At 33.2% G+C, this 21,534-nt stretch carries 17 protein-coding genes; 3 read left to right on the plus strand and 14 right to left on the minus strand.

The window, feature by feature from the left end; translation table 11 throughout:
- Positions 1–110: 110 nt before the first annotated feature.
- From RE431_RS10635 to RE431_RS10660, 6 genes are all read right to left on the minus strand, one after another.
- Complete coding sequence (locus RE431_RS10635) at positions 111–725, minus strand: hypothetical protein (protein WP_309561963.1); 615 nt, start codon at positions 723–725, stop codon at positions 111–113.
- A gap of 9 nt (positions 726–734) precedes the next feature.
- On the minus strand, positions 735–2,507 hold the full coding sequence (locus tag RE431_RS10640; protein WP_309561964.1) for a hypothetical protein: 1,773 nt from the start codon (positions 2,505–2,507) through the stop codon (positions 735–737).
- A gap of 378 nt (positions 2,508–2,885) precedes the next feature.
- A complete protein-coding gene (locus RE431_RS10645; protein WP_309561965.1) occupies positions 2,886–3,551 on the minus strand; it encodes a response regulator in 666 nt (221 codons plus the stop codon).
- Positions 3,552–3,562: 11 nt separating this feature from the next.
- Positions 3,563–5,446: a tetratricopeptide repeat-containing sensor histidine kinase gene (locus RE431_RS10650; protein WP_309561966.1), complete on the minus strand. Its 1,884-nt coding sequence runs from the start codon at positions 5,444–5,446 to the stop codon at positions 3,563–3,565.
- Between the two features lie 147 nt (positions 5,447–5,593).
- Positions 5,594–5,755, minus strand: coding sequence for a hypothetical protein (locus tag RE431_RS10655; RefSeq protein WP_309561967.1), 162 nt, complete (start codon positions 5,753–5,755; stop codon positions 5,594–5,596).
- 258 nt (positions 5,756–6,013) lie between these two features.
- The gene (locus tag RE431_RS10660) at positions 6,014–6,751 is read right to left on the minus strand and encodes a LytR/AlgR family response regulator transcription factor (protein WP_309561968.1); all 738 of its coding nucleotides are present in this window, start codon (positions 6,749–6,751) and stop codon (positions 6,014–6,016) included.
- Between the two features lie 232 nt (positions 6,752–6,983).
- Between RE431_RS10660 and RE431_RS10665 the strand changes: the two genes are divergently transcribed.
- The 3 genes from RE431_RS10665 to RE431_RS10675 are packed head-to-tail and all read left to right on the plus strand — an operon-like array spanning position 6,984 to position 7,826.
- The gene (locus tag RE431_RS10665; protein ID WP_309561969.1) at positions 6,984–7,208 is read left to right on the plus strand and encodes a hypothetical protein; all 225 of its coding nucleotides are present in this window, start codon (positions 6,984–6,986) and stop codon (positions 7,206–7,208) included.
- A 26-nt stretch (positions 7,209–7,234) separates the two neighbouring features.
- Positions 7,235–7,579 carry a M57 family metalloprotease gene (locus RE431_RS10670; protein WP_309561970.1) on the plus strand — a complete coding sequence of 115 codons (345 nt, stop codon included), beginning with the start codon at positions 7,235–7,237 and terminating at the stop codon, positions 7,577–7,579.
- Positions 7,566–7,826, plus strand: coding sequence for a M57 family metalloprotease (locus tag RE431_RS10675; RefSeq protein ID WP_309561971.1), 261 nt, complete (start codon positions 7,566–7,568; stop codon positions 7,824–7,826). Before RE431_RS10670 ends, RE431_RS10675 begins: the two co-directional genes overlap by 14 nt.
- Positions 7,827–8,553: 727 nt before the next feature.
- On the opposite strand, the gene RE431_RS10680 is transcribed toward RE431_RS10675, so the two are convergent.
- The 8 genes from RE431_RS10680 to RE431_RS10710 form a co-directional block, all read right to left on the minus strand.
- Positions 8,554–9,849 carry an HlyD family secretion protein gene (locus tag RE431_RS10680; protein ID WP_309561972.1) on the minus strand — a complete coding sequence of 432 codons (1,296 nt, stop codon included), beginning with the start codon at positions 9,847–9,849 and terminating at the stop codon, positions 8,554–8,556.
- A gap of 130 nt (positions 9,850–9,979) precedes the next feature.
- The gene (locus RE431_RS10685; protein ID WP_309561973.1) at positions 9,980–12,166 is read right to left on the minus strand and encodes a peptidase domain-containing ABC transporter; all 2,187 of its coding nucleotides are present in this window, start codon (positions 12,164–12,166) and stop codon (positions 9,980–9,982) included.
- A 112-nt stretch (positions 12,167–12,278) separates the two neighbouring features.
- A complete protein-coding gene (locus tag RE431_RS10690; protein WP_309561974.1) occupies positions 12,279–13,160 on the minus strand; it encodes a thiopeptide-type bacteriocin biosynthesis protein in 882 nt (293 codons plus the stop codon).
- Entirely contained in the window at positions 13,147–15,390 is a 2,244-nt protein-coding gene (locus RE431_RS10695; protein ID WP_309561975.1) for a lantibiotic dehydratase family protein, read from the minus strand. Before RE431_RS10695 ends, RE431_RS10690 begins: the two co-directional genes overlap by 14 nt.
- Positions 15,391–15,395: 5 nt before the next feature.
- Entirely contained in the window at positions 15,396–16,622 is a 1,227-nt protein-coding gene (locus RE431_RS10700; protein WP_309561976.1) for a lanthionine synthetase C family protein, read from the minus strand.
- Positions 16,623–16,675: 53 nt separating this feature from the next.
- Positions 16,676–18,013 carry an erythromycin esterase family protein gene (locus tag RE431_RS10705; RefSeq protein ID WP_309561977.1) on the minus strand — a complete coding sequence of 446 codons (1,338 nt, stop codon included), beginning with the start codon at positions 18,011–18,013 and terminating at the stop codon, positions 16,676–16,678.
- A gap of 54 nt (positions 18,014–18,067) precedes the next feature.
- Positions 18,068–18,253 (minus strand): class I lanthipeptide, encoded by a 186-nt coding sequence (locus tag RE431_RS15650; RefSeq protein WP_408914517.1) that lies wholly within the window; start codon positions 18,251–18,253, stop codon positions 18,068–18,070.
- Between the two features lie 1,010 nt (positions 18,254–19,263).
- The gene (locus RE431_RS10710; protein ID WP_309561978.1) at positions 19,264–21,489 is read right to left on the minus strand and encodes a S41 family peptidase; all 2,226 of its coding nucleotides are present in this window, start codon (positions 21,487–21,489) and stop codon (positions 19,264–19,266) included.
- Positions 21,490–21,534 lie beyond the last annotated feature (45 nt).

Raw genomic sequence — 21,534 nt, forward strand, 5'->3', positions numbered from 1 at the left:
TTTTGAAATTATGTAATTCAAATGAGATTATTTAAAAAAGCCGCTAAGATCATATCTGAGCGGCTTATCTACATTTTAATACGTACCAACTATATCATTTTTAAGAAAGATCAATAGTCCCTGAGAGGTAAATAGTCCGGATCAGTTATTTTTGAAAATACTGCAATAAGACTGACATCTTTCCACACTTCTACCTCTTCATCATAAAACCTTTGATTCATCTTGGTTTCCAGCGTGTTTTCATCTAAAAATTTAATTGAGGTGTACCTGGGGAATGCTTCAGCATGCTCAGGTAGATCCATGTCAAATGGAGGTTCCTGGATATCAAAAGATACTACCTGACCATCTTTAATAGTTAAACTTTTTTGAGTGTCTTCAGGACCCATTCGCATGTGTAAAGTTGGTAATCTAGGCCTGTATGTATCAACAGGCATTCCAAAACTCCTTAACCATAATATATCAGTATTTCGAGTAGATTGTCTAATTGATATATGATGCTCACCGTGCACACTCAAATTATTCTCAAACCAGGATTCAGCCAATTCTTTAAGGAAATCATATTCAACGACCCCGTCTTGATTGATATCCATGGCGACATCTGAGGTGAACGAAGTCACTTCCCAATACCCAAGATAAGGGGATGGAGGTGGTTCTATCTCTTCTTTCCCACATGCAACGATGCCGATTAGAAAAGATACCAAAATAACTTTGAGTACTTTTTGCATAACTAATTTTTAGAATTCTACCTGGACAGGTCTTAGCTCAAATTTAATATAAGATGTTTCGTAAAGCTTTGGATATAACTTATTATCACAACTATTCTTATTTAAAACCCTATCATAGAAATGTACATCTTTTTCGCCTATTTCGTCGCTAATTAATTTGACTTTAGTGGAAATTCCTTGCGACTCTTCTCTTTCAATACTTGCACCGTATTTTAATCCAAATTTTACGGCGTCACCTGGAAAGTTAACATTAGCTTCCACATTAGTATTAAATGTAACGCTACTTGTTGATGTTATTTCTATTTCTTCTGAAGTATCGAATTCAGCAAATGTAAAGGTCCATACGTTAGAATATTTTAATAAATCCCAATTATGAATGTTTAATTTTTGATTGTTGGAATCTCCATTTATGAAGCTCATTCCTTTGAATCCTGTAATAATTGGTCTCCAATAAGTTCTTTTCCAAGTGACTGGCCATGCACCTCTCGTTCTAGTTACAGTTTCTTGTTCATACTCAAATAATTCTTCTGGCGCAGCACTAAAATGCTCAGTTGTATTTTTAATAGAACGGTTTACCGCATTATCTTCTATAGATACCTCGAATTCGAAGAAGCCATCTGTCCAAGGGGTTCTATTTCTTTGATCATGATCCCAATCATGATTCGCATCTAATGGATCATTGTTACCTACTCCACTCTGATCTGAAATTATGCTAAATACATTTTGTGGATCATTACCTTGTAATTCAAAATAAGTCAAAGCTTCAACAAATCTACTGCCGGTAAAAGCATTGGTAGTTTGTGTTGGTGTTAGTTGATAATAAATATTGTCTCGATGCCATGGCGTTGTTATTGAACCATCAAAAACATTGTAAGCATCTTTTAGGAATTGATTCACAGTAATATCCCGTCCAGAAATAGGAATAAAATTAGGATCACAGCTACCAGAACCACCTCCTGAACCGCCTCCTGAACCACCTCCCCCGGCCCAAGGGTCAGTATAACAAGGGTCAAAATTGTCATCAATATAATTATAGGTTGGACTTTCACTAATCTCTGAAAAACAGGCTAATTCCCTTTTTTCAATGCTTGTATTAGATTCATCACTTAATTCAATGCGCTCATTGTCCTTAATTACAATTACGGGATATGCAGGAATCAAATCTGACTCTACAACATATTCCTGATTATGAAAATTATCAATCATGGGTACGTCACTTGAACTAGACAAACGCACGGCTACGACTGGATTCTGTTCTGGATCGTTCGGATCCCAACTTTCTGCAGAAAATGAATTCTCAGGTAGTTGAGGTATAAAAATAGTCAATAAAGGAAGTTGCTGCTCAATTTCAAAAAGCTCACTTTCATCATCAAAATATTGTAGTAATAAATTTCTAAAAGTCGATGCTCCACTGTTGGATTTCGAAGATGCTCCATCATTAGATTTTAACTGTGCTCCCTCAACTATTCTGTCTTTAACTACTGGATAAAAAACATCATAATCATTATTAATCATTTTTAGAGCCTCAGTTTTAAGGAATAAGCGAATCTCTGGATTTTCAGACACCGCTACTGCCATTTTTCGAGCGAAGTTTAATCTCAAGCGTTCTTTAGCACTCATCTCCACTTCTAGTTTCTCAAAACTAGAAATTTCTGCTTGTCGAAAGCCGGGATTAAAATCGTCGGTATTGCTACAGCTAAAGTAAAATAGTGAGCAAAAGATTAATGCGAAAAGGAAATAAAATTCTCTTCTTGGTTTTCTGATTTTGTAAGTGTTTTTCAACTTTTAATATTTAAAATTTCATCCGTACTCTTAATAGGATTTTCGGGTTCCTCCTTAATAACTGATCAATTATTAAGGGCAATTACCATAATATTTGAAAGAAACAAAAAAATTAAACCACACATAATATGCGGTAAAACCACGTTTCTAAGCATCAAGAAGAACTTATATTATTCTTAAAAAATTAAAACATTTTTTTAAACTAAGACTTCAATTTCATTTGTGTTTTACAACCTTATTCCCTCCCTTGGAATCAATTATAAGGCAATATAAGCCTAATGAAATTCAAAAATAACCATTGTAGATTTATGTAATAATTTTATAATTAAGAAAGACAGATTAAAAAATTTGGGGAACTTCATCAGTAGTATTTAATTTTTATATATATCCACTCTCTCTTGCTTTTTCCAACAATGCCCTATTTCCCTCTCCAATTACATCAAAAACCTCTTTAAGTTTTTTCTTCCTATCCTCTACGGCTCGTTGGGAAAGATTTACAAAATTGGTTAGGTCTTTAGTTTTGGTACCTAGAGAAAGTTGATAAAGTAATATTCTATCTGTTTCGTCTATAAAATACTTATTTGCGACTTCAGAGCGAAGTAATTTGGAAATTTTAGGGCCGTAATAAGGGGGACAATCAATTACGTTTTCAAGACATCTTAATAATTCTTTTGAAGTGGTCTCCCCTTTTGAAAGAAATCCATCAGGATTAATATTAGAAAGTATATTATGCAAACGAAAAACATCCTCGAGTACAGATAGTATAACGATTTTTATATTTGGTCTTTCTTTTCTAATTTTTACGCCTAAGTCTTCTCCGGAAAGGATTTTACTATTTTCCTGAACAGGAAAATTAATATCCAGAAAAACGATCTGGTAATTATTATTGTTAAGTTTTTTCCAGGCAATATCACAATTGTCCGAAGTGTCTATGGAAAGATTCACACCAGTGTATTTTGCCCTACTTAATACATTTTTATAACCTTCCAAGATCATATGATGATCATCGACTAGTAATATGTTTATATCTCTAAATTCATCCATTTCATTTACTTTTATCTTTTTTCCATATTTACTGAAACTTTAATTAAAGTACCTTCTTCGCCAGATTCTATTGTAAAAAATCCTTTTATATTTTGACTGCGAGTCTTCATATTTTCAAGGCCAATTCCTTTTTTCAGTTGATCAGCATTAAAACCTAATCCATTATCCCAGACTTCAAGTACTAATTGATTTCCTTCTTTACTTATTTCTACTTTAGCTTCCGTAGCTTTAGCGTGCTTATGAATATTATTGATAGCTTCTTGAATAATTCTATAAAAATTAATCTTAATATCATTTTCAACTACCTCCCAATTAATTGAACTATCCATCCTAAGCTGTACTGTTTGAAGCTGTTTTCTTATAAGTTCCTCTAATACAATCTTAAAGTCTACTTCAATAATTGAACTCTTATTAAGTCTGTGTGATATTAACCTAATCTCCTCGGCAATGTTTTGTATTTCCTCAATATACTCATATCTTTTCTTCTTAACATCTTTGTGATCTTCTTCATTTAAGGAATCTAGACTCAATCTAACCCCAAAAAGTCTTCCCAAAATTCCATCATGCAATTCTCGGGAAATATGTTGTTTTTCCTTTTCTTTTCCCTCTTCAAAATTCTTTTGTTGTGCTAGTATAAGGTTGTAAATTTCTTGGTTAGCACTCTGCTTTTGTTTTATAAATTTATTTTTGGATTTCTGGTCTTTGATAATATATAATAAAACAAAAACGAGTAGAACTCCTAGACTAATCAATGAAATTCGAAATACACGCTGATTTAATCTTTCAGTCTCGGAAATGTATTCATCAGTCTCGAACCGTATTCGTGCAAATTTGTTTCTAACTTCCCTTTCTCTCTTCTGTAAATTGTCATTTAACGCTATATATTCATTGGCATATACTAAGGATCTTTCTGGATCTATTTGAGAAAGTAATTTTAAAGAACTAAGCAAATCCCTGGAATTTTGAATTTCCTTCGCTAATTTCATTGTTTTTGAAGCATATTCTTTTGCTTTTTGAGTGTCTCCTTTTTCTAAAAAAAATTCTGCTAGATGTAATTGGTTTATAGAAACTCCAGATTCCAATCCTAAATTCTTTCTTATGACTAAGGCTTGAGAAAAATCTTCATAAATCCCGATGGTATCTTTTAGACGCAATTTTGTATGAGCCCGGTTGTCCAAAATCATTGCGTAAAGCTCGGGATCTGTGTTTTTAATATTTGAATTAAAATGAAGTGCTTTTTCAAAATAGTTTAAGGCATCCCTATAGCGTTTACTATCGCGATATACTACCCCCATATTATTCCAAACGGAAGGATATAGATTTTCCTCTCCGGACTTTTCCAAATAACTTATACCAATATTAAAATACTCTAATGCCTTATCATATTGTTCCAGTTCACCAAAAATAATTCCTAGGTTATTATAAGCCGCATATAATTGACTATATTCTTGTAATGGTTTTAGTAAAGTAATAGCATTGGTGGTTGAAACCTCACTTCCAGTATAATCCTTTATATTTTTTTGGATTATAGCCATATTCAATAGCAAACTGGCAGAATTATATTCATCTCCTAAATCCTGATATATTTTTTGTGCGCTATTATAATAATAATAGGCACTATCCTCCGTATTAACATTGTGATAAAAATGGGCTAGATCCCATTGGCTTGCAGCAAGACCTATAGAATCTTTTATTTGATTGGAAAAATCTCTTGCTTCTTGATTTGCATTTAAAAATGAAATAGAATCTCCTAATATCAAGTATTGATAAGATATTTCCAGTAGAAGTTCGTTCTTTAAACTATCATTTTGTAAAGTATCGGTCTTACGAAAAGCACTGTCCAATATATTTTTTCTCGCAATTTTATTCAGTGTACTATCAGAAAGCTTTCGCAATAAATTTTGACTTCCATTCTCGCTTTGAAGTTCATGACTCCGATTGCAAGAAATGAACAAAATAAATACTATTAAAGAGAATTGAGCTCGCAATTATCAATTAAATTTAATTGAACCCTGCTATCCACAGGGTTCAATTAGTTATCCTTAACTATTTCCTTTTCTATCCTTCACTTCATCTTTACTATCCCCGGTAGCAGAAATATTATCAACAGCTGTAACTTCATCCTGAGGCATTTCTTCTGGTTCACAAGAATAAGAAAATAAAATAATAATAGATAAAATTAATAGGTTTTTGAAAGTTTTCATGTTTTTTTGGGTTATAATTAAACAATGGTATTGTGGCCCGAAGGCCGTTGAATGGCTTAGTGTTTAATCATGCATGATTGACCTAGGCTTGAGTGCCCAGTTCTTAAGAAGCTTCTTTCTTAAACCGAGACAAAAGTATTTGAATAGTGTGGCAAAAGCACCACCTTTTCATCGTATTTAGCGGTATAACCACCTCTATTAGTACTTGGTTGGTGTTTGTTAGTTATTGAAGATTCCGGTTTTTAAATAACAACGCTCTTAATTGAAATAAATCGCTTTTTCTTCTAATAGTTCTTCTAATGATTGAAGATTATGCCGATAGGATTTAGAAAATGGTAGACCAACCTGATTATGATTTAGGAAACATTTCAATTTTCCGAAATTAATTCTTGAGATGTGATCTCTATTTACAATATAACTATGGTGGATTCTTATAAAATTGTCAGGCAAGACTATTTCAAATGATTTAAGGGTTTTGAAGGCACTAACCTTTTTTCCATCCTGTAGTACAAAATCAGTAGCATTGTTATCGGCTTGCAGGAAAAGGATTTCATCAACTGGAAGTAGGGTGTAATCCTTATGAGATTTTAAACATAATGTATTTTCTAAAAATGCTTGTTCGCCTTTTACGAATTGCAAAACAACTTTACGAATTTCCAACTCGTTCCCTGGTGTAACTATATAGTCGTAAAATTTATTTTTTAAGGCTAAATATGCTTTAGACGTGTCGTTTGATAAAGCAACATATACTGGCTTTTTTAGAATGTATTTGTCAATTTCATTACAGTATGAAAAGATATCACTGTAATTATTATCAAGCTTTGAATCTATATTTACAAAAACTATATCAGGAGTTAGTTTTAAAATGGAATTCATTCCTTCCTCGTAATCTTCGGTAACACCTGCACATCGAAATTCCGGGAATTCTTCTAATACTCCACATAAATTACGAGAGGTATTTTGATGATCATTTAATATGAAGTAAGAATTTGCCAAGTCTTGATTTAAGAAACCAAATTAAAAAAGGCTGACAAAATTAGTAATTGGTTTTCCCACGTGATTTCTGCGGCGTTACCACGTAAAAAGTTGGCATTTTAATCCCAATAATATGAAAATTGAATAGTTCAAATAAATTCGTGGTAGTACCGCAATTTTTACACGGCTTTACCACACCCATTTATCATTTAAGGGTTTTAATTTAGGATTATCTTAACCTAAAGCTAGACTTATGAAAAAAGTTTTTACTCTTATCTTAGGTTCAACTATTCTTTTTGCTTCCTGCCAAAAAAAAGACGTAGACCAACCCACCACAGAAAGTGTGGCAGAAACTGAACAAGATTCAAAAATCTCAAAAGAAATCTTAGAGAAAATCGCCTCATTGAATTTTAATTCAAATGATGTGGAAATTTTTGAAAGGACTATTTTGAATGGCGAAACCGAAGAGGCTTATTAATTGAAGGCGATATTATCCTTTCAAAAGTGCAATTAGAAGAGATGCAACCTGCTAATATTACTACCAAGCAGTACCGGACTAACAATTTGGTAAACAGTCCGAGTACTATCAATATCATTGGATTTACAGGTAGCGGCTATGGCCAAGGATTAACTTCCAAACAGCAAACTGCACTGCAACGTGCTGTTCAAAATTTTAATGACTTAAATATTGGTTTAAGTTTTAGTTTAAGCTTTGGAACTAATTATTCACCCTACGATATTGTAGTTTTTCAGGAATCTAACGGTCAGGCAGGAGGTATTGCTGGTTTTTCCAAGCATTGGGAATCCTTGCAAATGGGTAACCATATACTCTGGAATGGAAAGCTATAGCACTAGTACAAATCAACAAGTAATCACCCACGAAATAGGGCATAGTCTTGGTCTAAGACATACGGATTGGTTTAGCAGACAAAGTTGCGGACAGAGTGGTGAACCAGCAGATCCAGATGGTGCAGTATATATTCTTGGTACTCCTGAGGGATATGATTCAAATTTTTTAATGTTATCATGTTTTGGAGCGAATGAAAGCGGAAATTTTGGATACAATGACGAAGTAGCGTTAGAATATCTTTATTAATGTTAGCGAATTTAATTAACAAATCGTCATAGATTTAGAAGGGTGTTTGTAGGGAACACCCTTTTCTACTATTAAATTAAATTTCGGAAATATTGTTGGAGCCCCATCCCTTTAGAATAGGAACGTTCAAAACGTTTTTTCTTTGTCTAGACTAAGCCAGGTATACAAAAAGGGATGATCGGTATAATTCTCCCCCTTCAATCGCATAAGTTCTAGGTTAAGTTTACTTTCTCTAAGGGTTTAATTATAAAGAAGACTACGATGGATTTGCAATAGCTGACATTGCCGGAAATGATCATGACATTACTCTAAAGGCTTTACAAGGCGTTTTTAAAAAATCATTCTCCATTTTAAGCTCCCCCAATTACTTTAAGAAGCTGGTCTTCCTTTTCCTCTGCTTTCGATTTTTTTGATTTTTCGACTTTGGAAAAAACAGTATCGACCTCCTATAGGAAATCGCGTATCCAAGCACCTATTTGCTGAGGGATAGTTTTGAATTCCTGTGCAAGCTCCTTAAAAGTTTTCCGCTCTTTCAGGGTTCCATGGACTACTATCGTTATAAACTTGGATGGGAATTTTTTCGTGTCATAATTCAGTAAAATTAAGTTTACTTATGACCTTAACTTACTTTCCTAATTCTTAGGAGATGATCAGTATTTCTTTCACCAATTCTTCTAGGTTCAGGAGGAGAGAAATCCGTTTCTCTTAGCTTTTTGGTTTTTAAATTTTACCTGTTAAAAACATCTTTAAGCTGATAGAAAAAGCGTTCCATCAACCTCAGATCTTCGGTAATTATATTGGCCGTACCTGTCATTTCTTGTTTGAAATTTATTTCTTGACCATAACTGGTAATTAGTTCCTGTGGAAGTGAGACATCAACAATATACAACCCATTTTTGTTCGGGAGATTGGAGATGCTTTTAACTTTCCCTTTCAGAAATCCAAATTCAGTTTCGGGATAATTCTGAAGACTAATGTTTACTTTTTGCCCGACTTCAATTTTACCCGAATTTTGTGCAGGTGTTTTTAGCCTTGCAATAATTGAAGAGCTTTGGCTAGGTATCACCGTAAAAACCAGATCTCCCTGGTTAACCGTTTGGTTTTTGCTCCAATAGGTTAGAAAAGACACTTTTCCTTCAATTTCCGAAGATAGCACATAACTTAACTCCCAATTCTTGATGCTATTTTTTAACTGATGAAACGTTTGCACAACTTTTTTCAATAAAGTCATTTCTTCTCTTTTACTCTTTATTATTGTGCTTTTCGATATTTTTTGAGCATCGCTAATGGACTCCCTTAACTGAGAAATAGAGGCTAAATTGTTCTTGAAATTGCGTTTAGCATTAAGATATTCTAACTGTTTATTCTCGAATTCTTGTGCTGATATTACTCCTTTTTCATAGAGGTCGTCGTGCCGGTCTAAATCTTTTTTTTTAACCTTAAGCTCGACTTGATTGATCTCCTCTTGAAGCTTTAAATTTCTCAACCGGACCTTCAGTTCGCTTAGGGAGACTTTATTGGCAAAGGCCTCGTTTGAATAAGGATTTAAGTCCTTATTGAGCTTATATGCTATATAACTATTTTCAAATAAGGCGTAATCCGATTCAACTTCTCCCAAAAGTAGTATTGGTAATTCATCTATGGGAAATTCAAAATTATCATTTTTCAACCTAATGGTGTCCAGAATTGACTTTAGTTTATAAACATCTTGGTACCTTGCGGAGTTCTCTATTACCGCCAAAGTTTGGTTTGGGTAAACTTTTTGTCCATCACTTACAAATATGCTATCGAATTTACCAGTTAACTTGGCAAATTCTTTTTGGGGTGGGACTTTAGTGGTTATAAAAGCAGTGGAATTAACGATATCGGGATATTTCACAAACCATGAAATGAACAGAAACATAATAATTAGCAAAAGGAAAAGTAGGCTGCCCCAACGGATCATCCAGTGTGGAACACGCGTGAGGATATCTTGAACTTCCTCGCTTCTTAAATCGGTATTTTCCAGATTTGGGTTTGGCATATTTTTTATTTTTCTTGGAGGACTTAAAAACCTTTTATATTTGAAAATTCTGTTTTGTCAAATTTATATGGCTATAATATTTCAAGTCTTGAATACATGCTTGTTGGAAGCTGAATTCTATTAAAAATGATTATTTTCCTAATTCCAGTTGATTTTTTACCAGTTTGAAATACTGTCCTTTTTGTGCAACCAATTCTCTATGGTTTCCTATTTCTGATATCTTCCCCTTGTCCAATACTACTATTTGATGAGCGTTTTTAACAGTGCTCAGCCGATGCGCGATGACCACAACGGTTTTATCAAGAAAAAAAGTGCTTAGCTTTTCCATAATAGTTTTTTCATTATTAGCGTCCAGTGCGGAAGTTGCTTCATCAAAAAATAAATAATCCGGGTTTTTATATACCGCCCTTGCTATCAACAAACGTTGTTTTTGACCTGTGCTTAAACCCATACCTTCTAAACCAATTTTTGTGTTATAGTTAAGGGGTAGAGTTTCTATAAAGGTTTTTATGTTGGCTACATCAACGGCATGTGACAACTTCTTCTTGTCGATATGATCTACCCCCACGGCGATATTGTGGGCTATGGTATCATCGAAAATGTAACCTTCCTGCATTACCACCCCACATTTGTTCCGCCAAGTTTTTTGGTACACATTCTCCAAATCAAAGTTCCCAATCCTTATCTCTCCCTCATCAGGAGGATAAAATTTTAAAAGCATTTTCATTAAAGTGGTTTTACCACTACCGCTAACTCCTACAATAGCAGTAATTTTATTGGCTGGAATTTGTAAATCTAGATTTTTCAAAACCGGTTCGCTCGAACCAGTGTATCGGAAGGAAATATTCTTAATGTCTAAGTCTGAATTATGAGGGATTTCATTGGTTTTTTCTACATCTAGTTGCTCTTCATCCTTTTTGTTATGGATCTCCGCTAATCGGTCTAATGAAATCCTTGCATCCTGAACTTCCCGGATAAACTCAATAAGTTGGGCAATGGGCGAATTTAATTGCCCTACAATATAAGATATGGCCAGCATCATCCCCAAGGTAATTTCACCTTCAATAACCAGCAAAGCAGATAAAATCGTTATTAAAATATTCTTCAGCTCATTGATAAAGCCTGAACCCACGTTTTGATATTGTTCCAGTGATAGATTCTCAATAGAAATTTTAAATAAACTTGCCTGCATATATTCCCATCCCCAACGTTTTTGTTTCTCAGCATTGTGCAGTTTTATTTCCTGCATTCCGTTTATAAGCTCTATAACTTTGCTTTGTTCCTGGCTTACCAGTGAAAAACGTTTGTAATCCAGATCCTTTCTCTTTTTTAAAAACAGGAAAATCCACCCAAAATAAAGCAAACTCCCAATAAAAAAAATGGCGAAAATTTGCAAACTGTAATAGGCCAATACAAAACCAAATATCAGTAAATTGAACATTGAGAATAACACATTGAGGGAGGAAGTAGTCAATATTCTTTCAATTCGGCGATGGTCATTTATACGCTGCAAGATATCCCCCGTCATCCTAATGTCAAAAAAAGAAATAGGCAACGCCATAAGCTTGATAAAAAAATCGGAAACTAGTGAAATATTGATACGTGTGCTTAAGTGCAGCAAAATCCAACTGCGGATAACCTCTATGCCTGTTCGTCCCAAGAATAAGAATAATTGTGCAATTAGTATCAGGTAAATAAAATTGATGTCCTGGTTTCTGATTCCCACATCCACCACACTTTGGGTCAAAAATGGCACTATAAGCTGCAATAAACTCCCAGCTAAAAGCCCAATGACGAGTTGCCATAGAAATTTTTTATATTTAAGGATGTAATGAGAGAGGAATTTGAATCCCAGGCGCTCTTCTTTCTCAAACTCCGTTTGGTAAAACTTAGGGCTGGTTTCTAGAAGCAGAACTATTCCTTCTTCAGTCTCTTCAGTTGCATTTTTACCTATCCAGTATTCCAAAAATTCTTTTCTGGTATATTTCAGCAGGCCATGAGCCGGATCTGAGATGTAAAATTTATCCTTTTTAATTTTATAAAGAACAACAAAATGGTTTTTGTTCCAGTGGAGTATACAAGGTAAATTTACCTCTGAGAGGGATTCAAGAGATATCTTAACACTTAAAGTTCTCAACCCTATGTTTTCAGCTGATTGGCTTAGAGATAGTAAAGAACTTCCTTCCCTTGTTGTTTCGCTTAAAGCTCTTAATTCCTGTACAGAAATATTCTTATTATAATATTTAGATATTATTTTTAAACAAGTAGGACCACAATCTTTGAAATCAGGCTGTTTATAAAAGGGGAATTTTTTCAATTCTAGTAATATTTTCTTTTAAAAAGAGTAGTGTATAGTAGACATGTAATGTCCTTAAATTTTAACTTTTAGCATTCTATTAGGTTGAGAACGACTAACTATATAAAATAGATCAGTCTGTTAAAAGAGCAAGCTGAGTTTTATAGTATTTACTAAGAAAATAATAACTCACAAACTCGTGTAGTCTGTTCTGGGATTTGAATAATCTATTTATTGTCATATGTATATAACTACTAATTAAATAGTCAATTGTAACCTCTGGTTCCTCAGCTTTATAATATTCTAATATTTCCTCTGCTACGGAAGTTACACCCTCTTCATATATAGCAATCAATGGAGTTAAAGTTCTTAATTCATCACTTTTCTCAAAATTTTCAATTAAGTTCCTTTTATCCCTATATCGATCGTTTAATTGTCTTTTAAGAGTCTTATTCATTTTATACTCATCCTCAAAAGCATCTCTTAAAAATTCAACAAATGCAAGTTTTTGTTTTCTATTTAGTTGAAAGCAAGTTAAAATCGAATCCATAATTTTCAGCCCAAATAACCATCTAATTTCCTCCCCTTCTTCTCCATGTATGTAACTTAAAAAACTAACAATTAAATTACTATCAAGAAAGAAAAGCCTTTCAGATATTTCCATCGTTTGTGTACCATACCTTTCTATTTCTCTTTGGTAGGTATCAGTTTGAACCTTCCAAATGATATTTTCTTTCAAAAGCTTTGATATAACTGGTTGAAAGATGGAGATAACTTTGAAAATTTTCTCTTTGTCTGAGGAAAAAAATCTAATCCGGAGATGTGAATTAGGATCTTGATAACGAATAAAAAACCATTGCTCTATTATTTTATTGTCTATTAATTTTTGAATTAAAGGGTGAATAACTTCAACAAGAATTTTATCTGCAGTAACGGAACCACAATAAAGTTTAAAATATAACCACTCTTCACCAATACAAAACGTCCTTCTACCCATTATACTAACTTGTCTCATGATTTCTCAAATTGTGTGAATCATAGTAAGAAAGGATAACTTGATTAGTATGAAGATCCTCCACACTTTCATTCTTTCCTTCTTGGACATATAAAAATTCCAAAAGCTTAAATTGCTTTTTGTTTTTGACTGTATCCAAAAACATGCGGGTTGAAGTCAAATTTTTAAAATTTATTAATAATTCATTATCTCCTTCAGGAAGTAACACCCAGTTTGGAATGTTTTTGACCTCCAAAAATTCTTTTAATTTTATTTCTAATTGCCGATCATTTTTACTAACCTCGAAAAGTTCTTGTATTTCTTGTTTAGATATATTCCAAAAAGCTTCTGATAAAATGATTCCTTCATATTCTATCCTTGGGACATACTCATATTCATTGCCTAATGTCCCAAATTGAATTCCTAAGTTATCTCTCTGCTGATCTGTTTGAACATCACATAAAAAATTATACATTGGCAAACTGTCATAAGTAAAATTATGTGCATTTGTATGTTTTGGTTTGATTTCTTTTTCAAATTTTTTACTAGTCAAAATTATTTTTCTCCCATTTTTTACATTAATCTGTAAATCCGAAATATTTATTTGATTTTTGCAAGATGCACTCGAATGAGCTAGATATGGTATTTCAAAGTTTCTAAAATTTGGTCGCATTAGAATATTACCCACTCTTGACTCCGGTAAGTGAACAATTTCCGCTAGGATTTTATCTTTGTTTATACTATTTTCAACCTCAGTAATATTCTTTACGTAGTCTAACATAATTTTATCACCATGACAAAACCGGCCCATTAAGTTGGCAGCACTCGAACCGCCGATGTATTTTAATTTCACTTTTTCATTAGCTTCTCCCTTTAAAATTTCAATCATTGCAGAAAAAGTTTCAGGTAAATCATCCCAGTTTGCCTGATAATTTTTAAAATCCTCATCTGTCAACTGTACAATGAATTGTTGTTTGGAAATCGCATTTCGTATTTTCTTATGGATTATAAAATCAATTTCCGACCATTTCATTTCAACAGGATCTTCTTCATTTCCATTTCCAAAATTTAAAGCGTCTATTAGTGGGTTAAAGTCTGAAATCCCATTTTGATTGTAACCCACACCCATTTCCACATCTAATGCCATCGCTAAGGGCATTTTCCTTTCCTCATAGCGCTCATAAAATTTTTCTTTGAACTGTTTTAAAAAAAAATTACTACTGGGTGGAGTTAATATATTCAGAATTCTTATTGCGTTTAAGACCCTGTACTTCAAAGAATTATTAATAACATTTTTTTGAGGCTTTAAAATTAAATCTGTTTGAAAAAGATGCTTAATCTTAAAATCAACCTCTAAGCCTTCGATTTCTTGAATTATGTTTTTATAGGCATCTATAGAATTACCTAATGATTGGTCAAGATTATTGACCCTTAATTCAATCTTTTCTACCTTTTTAATTAAATCATCGATACCATCTAAACCTCTTAATACTTTTAGAATTTGACTCATAAATTCTGGACCTGATAAGATAGGTGTCAACTCACTGACTAATATCTGATTATCAATTAAATTTTGGATAACAGCACTGGCCTCTAGAAAATCGGTGTCTCCATCCACTAAAAGATTTGCTAATTCATTAAACTTGACACCATTTTGCGCTGAAATTAATATCAGTTCTAAATATTCAGCATAATTTACCCCAACAATTTTATGATGTCTTTTTTCGAATATATACTCATATTCAACATAGCGGTATTTGTTTTGGACTCTGTAAATACTATTATTTGTGTAAAATTTTAATTGAGGCTTGATAATTTCATTTTCCGCTAGATTTTGTGCGAGCGAGATTAAATAGTCCATATCCAAACGGGTATGCCTTTGATTATCACTGGCATCGTTCATCTTTAAATCTATAGTCTCTCCTGTAGTTCCAACAGCGCAACCGGCAAAAAGACCAAATGGTGTACATCTTGAAGAAATACGAGCTAGGTATTTTAGAAAAGAAGAAATCAGCTTTCTTTCATTCTTTTCACTCTTTACTGCACCCTCAAACCATTTTTCTAACTCTTCATAAAATACTGGTGAAGCAAGATAAATAGCTTCTTTCACTATAGGATTTTCAAAAGCTTTTTTTAACTTAAGTTTTTCTACTTTATTTCCATTAGTGATTTTACTGTAATAAGATAATGGAAGGAGTGGTGTCCGAATAATGTGATTGGGAAATGGGGAATATCTAAATCTACTCTTCATTACTGCTAATTAATCATTAAGCATTCGTCCCAGCTAATATTTTCTTTTGATAAGCTGGATATAATTGCTAAACCAATACCCGAAATCCCCTCTAAAACTGAGATGTCATCAACCCACCCGTTCGTAGTCTTTTTTCTATAACCGATATTTTTATTATTTTGTAATTTCTGATTGATTCCATCATTTACCCAATAATGATAAGCATTTCTAAAATTTAGGTGACCTGTTTGCCTATACATGTAATTAAATATTTGGGCTATACCGAATGAGCCATGACATAACCCGGCATCAGCTACGCAAGTATCTTCTGCTCCGTATCTTAGAGATGCATGATTTAATATAGCAAGGGAAGTCGACCTGAGAGAAGTATCATCCAATGCCTTCCCAGCTCGATATAAAGATAGACCAATTCCAAGATCCCCATAACACCAGGCTAAACGACTATTCCAAAAAATTTTTCCATTTTTATCTATATAACTCGGAAAGGTTGAACAAGAAAATTTATTTTCACCTCTATAGCTCAATATATAATTGATACCGCCTTCAAGCATTTTCTGAACCTTGGACCTTAAATCCTTAATTAAATATAACCGAGATAAAAAATTAATAACACTAGCAACTCCGTGGGCTAAGCCTAAATTATAACCTTTTTTCCCACTCTCATCAATTATCGAAATCCAATAAATTTTATCATCTATTACAATGGATGATGATTCCAAATTTTCAATTAATGTTGTGAGAAAATTTTTGTATTTGTTCTGCAAACTAGAATCATTAGAATTTTGGTATCGCTTAAGAAAATAAAAACCACATCCTATTGCCCCGTGTAAAAAATCGTAATTCCTTTCATTTATATAGTTTATCATAGCCTCATACATGTATTCATCTATATCAGCTAATAAGCTATCATCTGTCTCCAAAAATCCTTTTTGCTTGAGATGACTAAGAATCCATCCCATTCCACCAATTCCACTGCAAAAGGATGGAATGCCATTCCCCTTATTAATTATTTCCAAAGACTTCTGCAGGTTTTCTAATGCATAATCGGCATAATTATTATTATTTGTAAAATTGGAATAATAGAATTGAAACATGGCGACACCTGCTAATCCAACTAAACCACCTGTTCCAAAATCTGTTTTCGTTTCTGCTGAAACTGTTCGACTTATTTGATGAAGGTCATTCAAAAGTGCAGCTTCAGGAAGTTTGGTAAAAGATAATGTTTTAAGCAAGTTTTTGATTTTTATTTTGGGATTCAATTAAACGTTCTTAAGCCACCATACCATTAAGGTATTTTAGAATTTAAGCTTACTTCTCTAACATAAATTAACCCGTCGTACAAGTCGAAAAGTGGATCCTTAGCGAGAGCTTTTTTTGCATATTTTGGAAGCAATCCTCCTCCACCAATATTCAAATATTTTTTTTCCGATTTAATGAAATTTTTCATTGACTTATTTTTCGAAGCTTCCTGAAAATCAAAAAAGAAAAAATCAAAAGGAACTTCAAATAAAACCTCAGAAAATGTGTTAGGAAAAGGCTGGGATAAGGTTCCGGTTTCTCGGTTTCCATTTTTATCAATCTTGGCCAATTTTCCAAAACCAAAATCAAAGCCTATGGAATAATAATCTTTTTTAAATTTCTTTTTTAATCTTTTCCCCAAGGAGGGCGTGTTTTTGGGAAAGAGGGTTGCCTTATTTGCATTTAAATCGGGAAGTGAAGTTTTTTTGATATGTAGGTTGTGGGACCAAACCATGCCTTTTTTGAAATTCTTTTCTTGTTCCATATTTGAAACAATTAAACTCATCATATTCCTATCTCTTACACTTTGTTTTGGTTCATTTATAAAGAAAATATAACTTTTTAAAGCCTCTAGGGCTAGAACAGCATCTTCCGTTTGAGAATTAAATTGATCTGAAACCTGAATTCTTTTTTGCAATTCAGTTAGAAGTTTTATTTCTTGATTTATATTTTTGATTTTATAAGGCTGAAAGACTTCCTTCGAATATTTTGTTAAAATTTTTTCTTCCTCATTGGTAAGTTCAAAATTTTTGTTGCCGTGTATATCTCGAAGTAATTGCACTATATTATAATTAAACATAGGATCTATGCCATATACGCTAACCTTGTCGGCATCAGCTTTAGTGTCATTATAATTCTTAAGCCACTGAAAAAAATCCAGCACCTCACTATTTTGCCAGGTTTTCTGACGAAATTCTTTTACCAACTTTCTTAAATCACCTTTGCCCGACTGTAGGTATTCGTTTAAGTCATGGGCAGCACCATAACTTTCCTCAAAATAGAGGAAATTCAAATTGTTATTTGTGATTAAATATTTAGTAATTGAAGATTTCAATTTATTAAATTCGGTATGTTGATGCGAGGAGCCTCCCAAACCGTAGATCTTGGCACTTATAAAAGAGGAAGGAAAGGTATTTATGGGACGATCTATAATAGAATCCACCTCTGTACTACTAATTTCTAGGCTGTGTTGTGTTAGCCAGTTTATTACATTTTTGTTTTGGGAATTACAATTTATAGCCAATAGGAAGGCTACAGAATACAAAAACAATGATCTCAAAATAATGCTATTTTTAATGAAAATAGATAATAGCTGGAAATCCAACTATTATCTATTTATAAATACCTATACATTTGTAGTAGGCGAAATTTGGTTCCACTATGGACAACCAGTAATTATGAAAGAACCTCTAGTACCCTTTCCGCAACAAATAAATCCGTTCGAACACACATTAAAAGAAGTAGTTCCAGCTGCCTCCTTCCCACCAGTTATTTGACTACTCTGAAGTTTACTTATGGATTCCTTCTCTAAATTGAACTTTCCTTTAAGTTGTCTTTTTTTCATTATAAAATGATTTAAATTTACCTACTCTATTATAGCTTTTCGGTTTACGCATTCTCCTTAAAATAGTCTGATTTTTATCTCTGATGATTTATAAATTATTAGCTTTCTCTAAAAAGAAATTATAAAACTTCACTTTGACTATTTTGCAGGTTTTTCGTAGGTTAAAATTAAAATTTAGCTTAAAATATTTCATTTTGTCAAACCACGTATTTCCTGCGGAAAAACCACGTTTAACATATATACTGAAAACCCAACAAAGGATAATTTTAATGGTTCTACTCAATTGTACCATAAAAAAAAATTGTTAGTTAATATGAAAAGTAGAATTTTCAATTTTGAAACGGTAGAGCAATTTCCAAGTGAAAATTCAGTGAAGATGATATGATCAAAAGACTTGAAAAAGAGAATTTTGCATGTTTTTGGCGCTAAAACATAATTGGCTTAAAGCCAATTGGGATCCTGCATCGCGCAAAATGTGATTTCAGCAACTCATTTCATAATAAGATGGCAATGTAAATTCCAACCTCCCCAGCTGCACTTAGTTTTTAGGCATAACTCTGTGAGTTCTAAAAAATGGATGTCGACCTAATTTCAGCGGCAGCCGTAATTCACCCTCTATCAAATGGTATGATCTCAAATACATAGAGGATTATTGTGGCGATTGAGTAGGAGGACGAAGGCTAATTTGAACAAGCACCCAAGAAGGGTGAACACCAATGGCTAAAATTTTGATCTTGAAGCCCACGCCAACTGGAGGTAGCTGAATGGAGGGATCAACTAAACCTGAAAGACCCCAATACGAGCAAGAAGCACACCTTAAAATGAATCACGTATTAATTGCCAATTTATAACGGGGACTGCTTGATGTTTACCACAATCGATTCCAAAAATTGACAAAATTACCTCGCTATACTCTGCTATAAACAGTTTATGAGGTAGTCCTGTTTAATCATAAGCATTATCTTTAAAATTCTTTTCAGAATTTATAGTTGTTGCCGTTTTGTATTTTTTTAATGTCTTTCGTTCTTTTTTTCGATAATTTCAATGGCTTTCTCTATCAATTCATCTCTTCCGGCTCTAATTCCTTCAATAGTGAGTTTCACTTCAATATCAGGTATAATACCGATTCTTTGTGTTGCAGTTCCATCCGGATAGTATACTCCTATCCCAGATATTAAAGTTCTCAATCCACCTGGCAAAAGTATGGGAGATACATTTCCATCTGCTCCGGCAGTAGTACTCCCGATAATGGTAGTGTTTTTTCCAGCTCTTAATGCCATGGCTGTGTATTCCGCAGAGCTCTGAGTAATCTCGTTAACGATTACAACAAGAGGCTTTTCATATGTCTGATCCGAAGGAGGTATTTCATCTCCTTTCTTAAAAGTAAATTCCCCTGGATTATTAATATTGAATTTTGTGAATTTTGCAAACTGTGTCGGAGAAGAAACAAAATAAGATCCTAAAGAAAAAGGAACAAAAGCCGAAGGATAATTTCGAATATCTATTATTATTCCTTTTGTATTTTTGAAATCTTTTTTTATTTTCTTGGTATCAGCTGTTTTTATAGATTTTAAATTAATATACCCTACGTTTTCATCTAGCATCTTGTAACTCTTTTTACTATTTTTTCGATACAACGAATAATAATCTAGATTTTCTAATTTATAAAGGTCCAAGGTCTTTTCTTTGGTGCCCGCCCCTGAATCGTACTTGATATTGATTTGATCTTTCTGAGATCTAAGCAGATCTGCTGATAAGTCTCTCATACGTACAGCCTCATTGGATGCAGGGTAGTAGTTTTTGATCATTTCAATAATTTCTCCAATAGGTTTATCATTTATATGAGTAATTACATCTCCTATCTCCAAACCTGTACTTTCTTTTAATTCTGGATTGTAGTAGTCCGTCACTACTAGCTTGTCTTCTATGAAGCGAACATGTACAGGTGGATAAAATTCCCCTTTCCATATATTGAGTTTGTCATTACCATCGTAGAGATTGGCGTGAGTATCTTGTACTTCTCCAATAAGTTTTAAAACTACGGCCTCATATTCCAATTCATCTTCTGCACTAAGGAATTGAGGAATGTATTCAGGTAAAATTTCATTCCAGTTTTCATCGATGATATATCTATATGGAAAGAAATATTGAATCATATTCCAATATCTGTAAAGTGATAGTAATCTAAAGCCTTCATCAGGATAAGGCATATCAGAGTAGGCATTTTCATTAAGAAATTCAGGATTTTCTGCAGGACCTAATCCTAAATAATATTTTTCTCCTTGATGTCTATTCTGATAAACATGAAGAAGTTGATTTTTCAGTTCTTGGTTAATGTTAGCATTTTGAATCCAATGCAGATCAGGTTTTAAATAGGCATTTGAAGCTTTTGCTTTACAACTTTTACATACTTCTACCCGCCCATATTTGGCGATCCAGTCAAGTAATATCATGTCCCTCTTCTTATTTTTAGAAGTATGGGTGTATTCATTAAGCATCCGGAAAAGTTCATAATCCCAGTTGAAATTACCTTTTCCAATTTCAGGATGATAGTATTTCATGAATCCCCAAATTCTTCCCAATAATTCCAAATCAGCAACCAATTTCTCATTAAGAGCCGGAAACTCCACGTTTGATCCGGAATCGAACTCATCATCTTGGTCTGCTTTGAAGACTGGTTTTTCTTTCTCTTGTATAGATTGTATATTCTTTCCATCAATGAATAATTTAAAATCATCGAACCAAACCATACCTTGTCCAGCTAATATACCTCCTACTAATATGGATGAAGCATCTTTGGGGTAAGGAAAAGTGATAATATATTTCGTCCAATTCGTGGTTCCGGAAATTTTCCGTTCCTCCATGTTATCACCAGCCAATATTTTATTCCTGCCATCAACCCGCAAAAGTAACCCTGCAAATCCTTCTTTTACCTCCTTGGTTTTCATAAAACCTTCAAGCTTTATCATCTCACCCTCATAATTACCGGATATTTGGTAAACAACACCCCCAAACTCACCTTCGGAATTTTTCGAATTTATCTGTGTAGCATATTTTCCCGATTGAACAGTAAGGGTATCAATGCTTACCTGATAAGTTCCCCATTGAATCCAATCTTTTGCAAAATCAGTATCTGATTTTAAGTATTCAAAATCAAGATTAAATTTCTTAACTGACTGTGCAGTGCAACTTAAACTACAAATAATTAATAGTAATGGGAAAAAAAATGTTTTCATAGGTAATTCTTTTTTTTAATAAAAAACTTGATGTTCTATTATAGA

The sequence above is a fragment of the Christiangramia sediminicola genome (assembly GCF_031344135.1).
GTDB classification, from domain to species: Bacteria; Bacteroidota; Bacteroidia; order Flavobacteriales; family Flavobacteriaceae; genus Christiangramia; species Christiangramia sediminicola.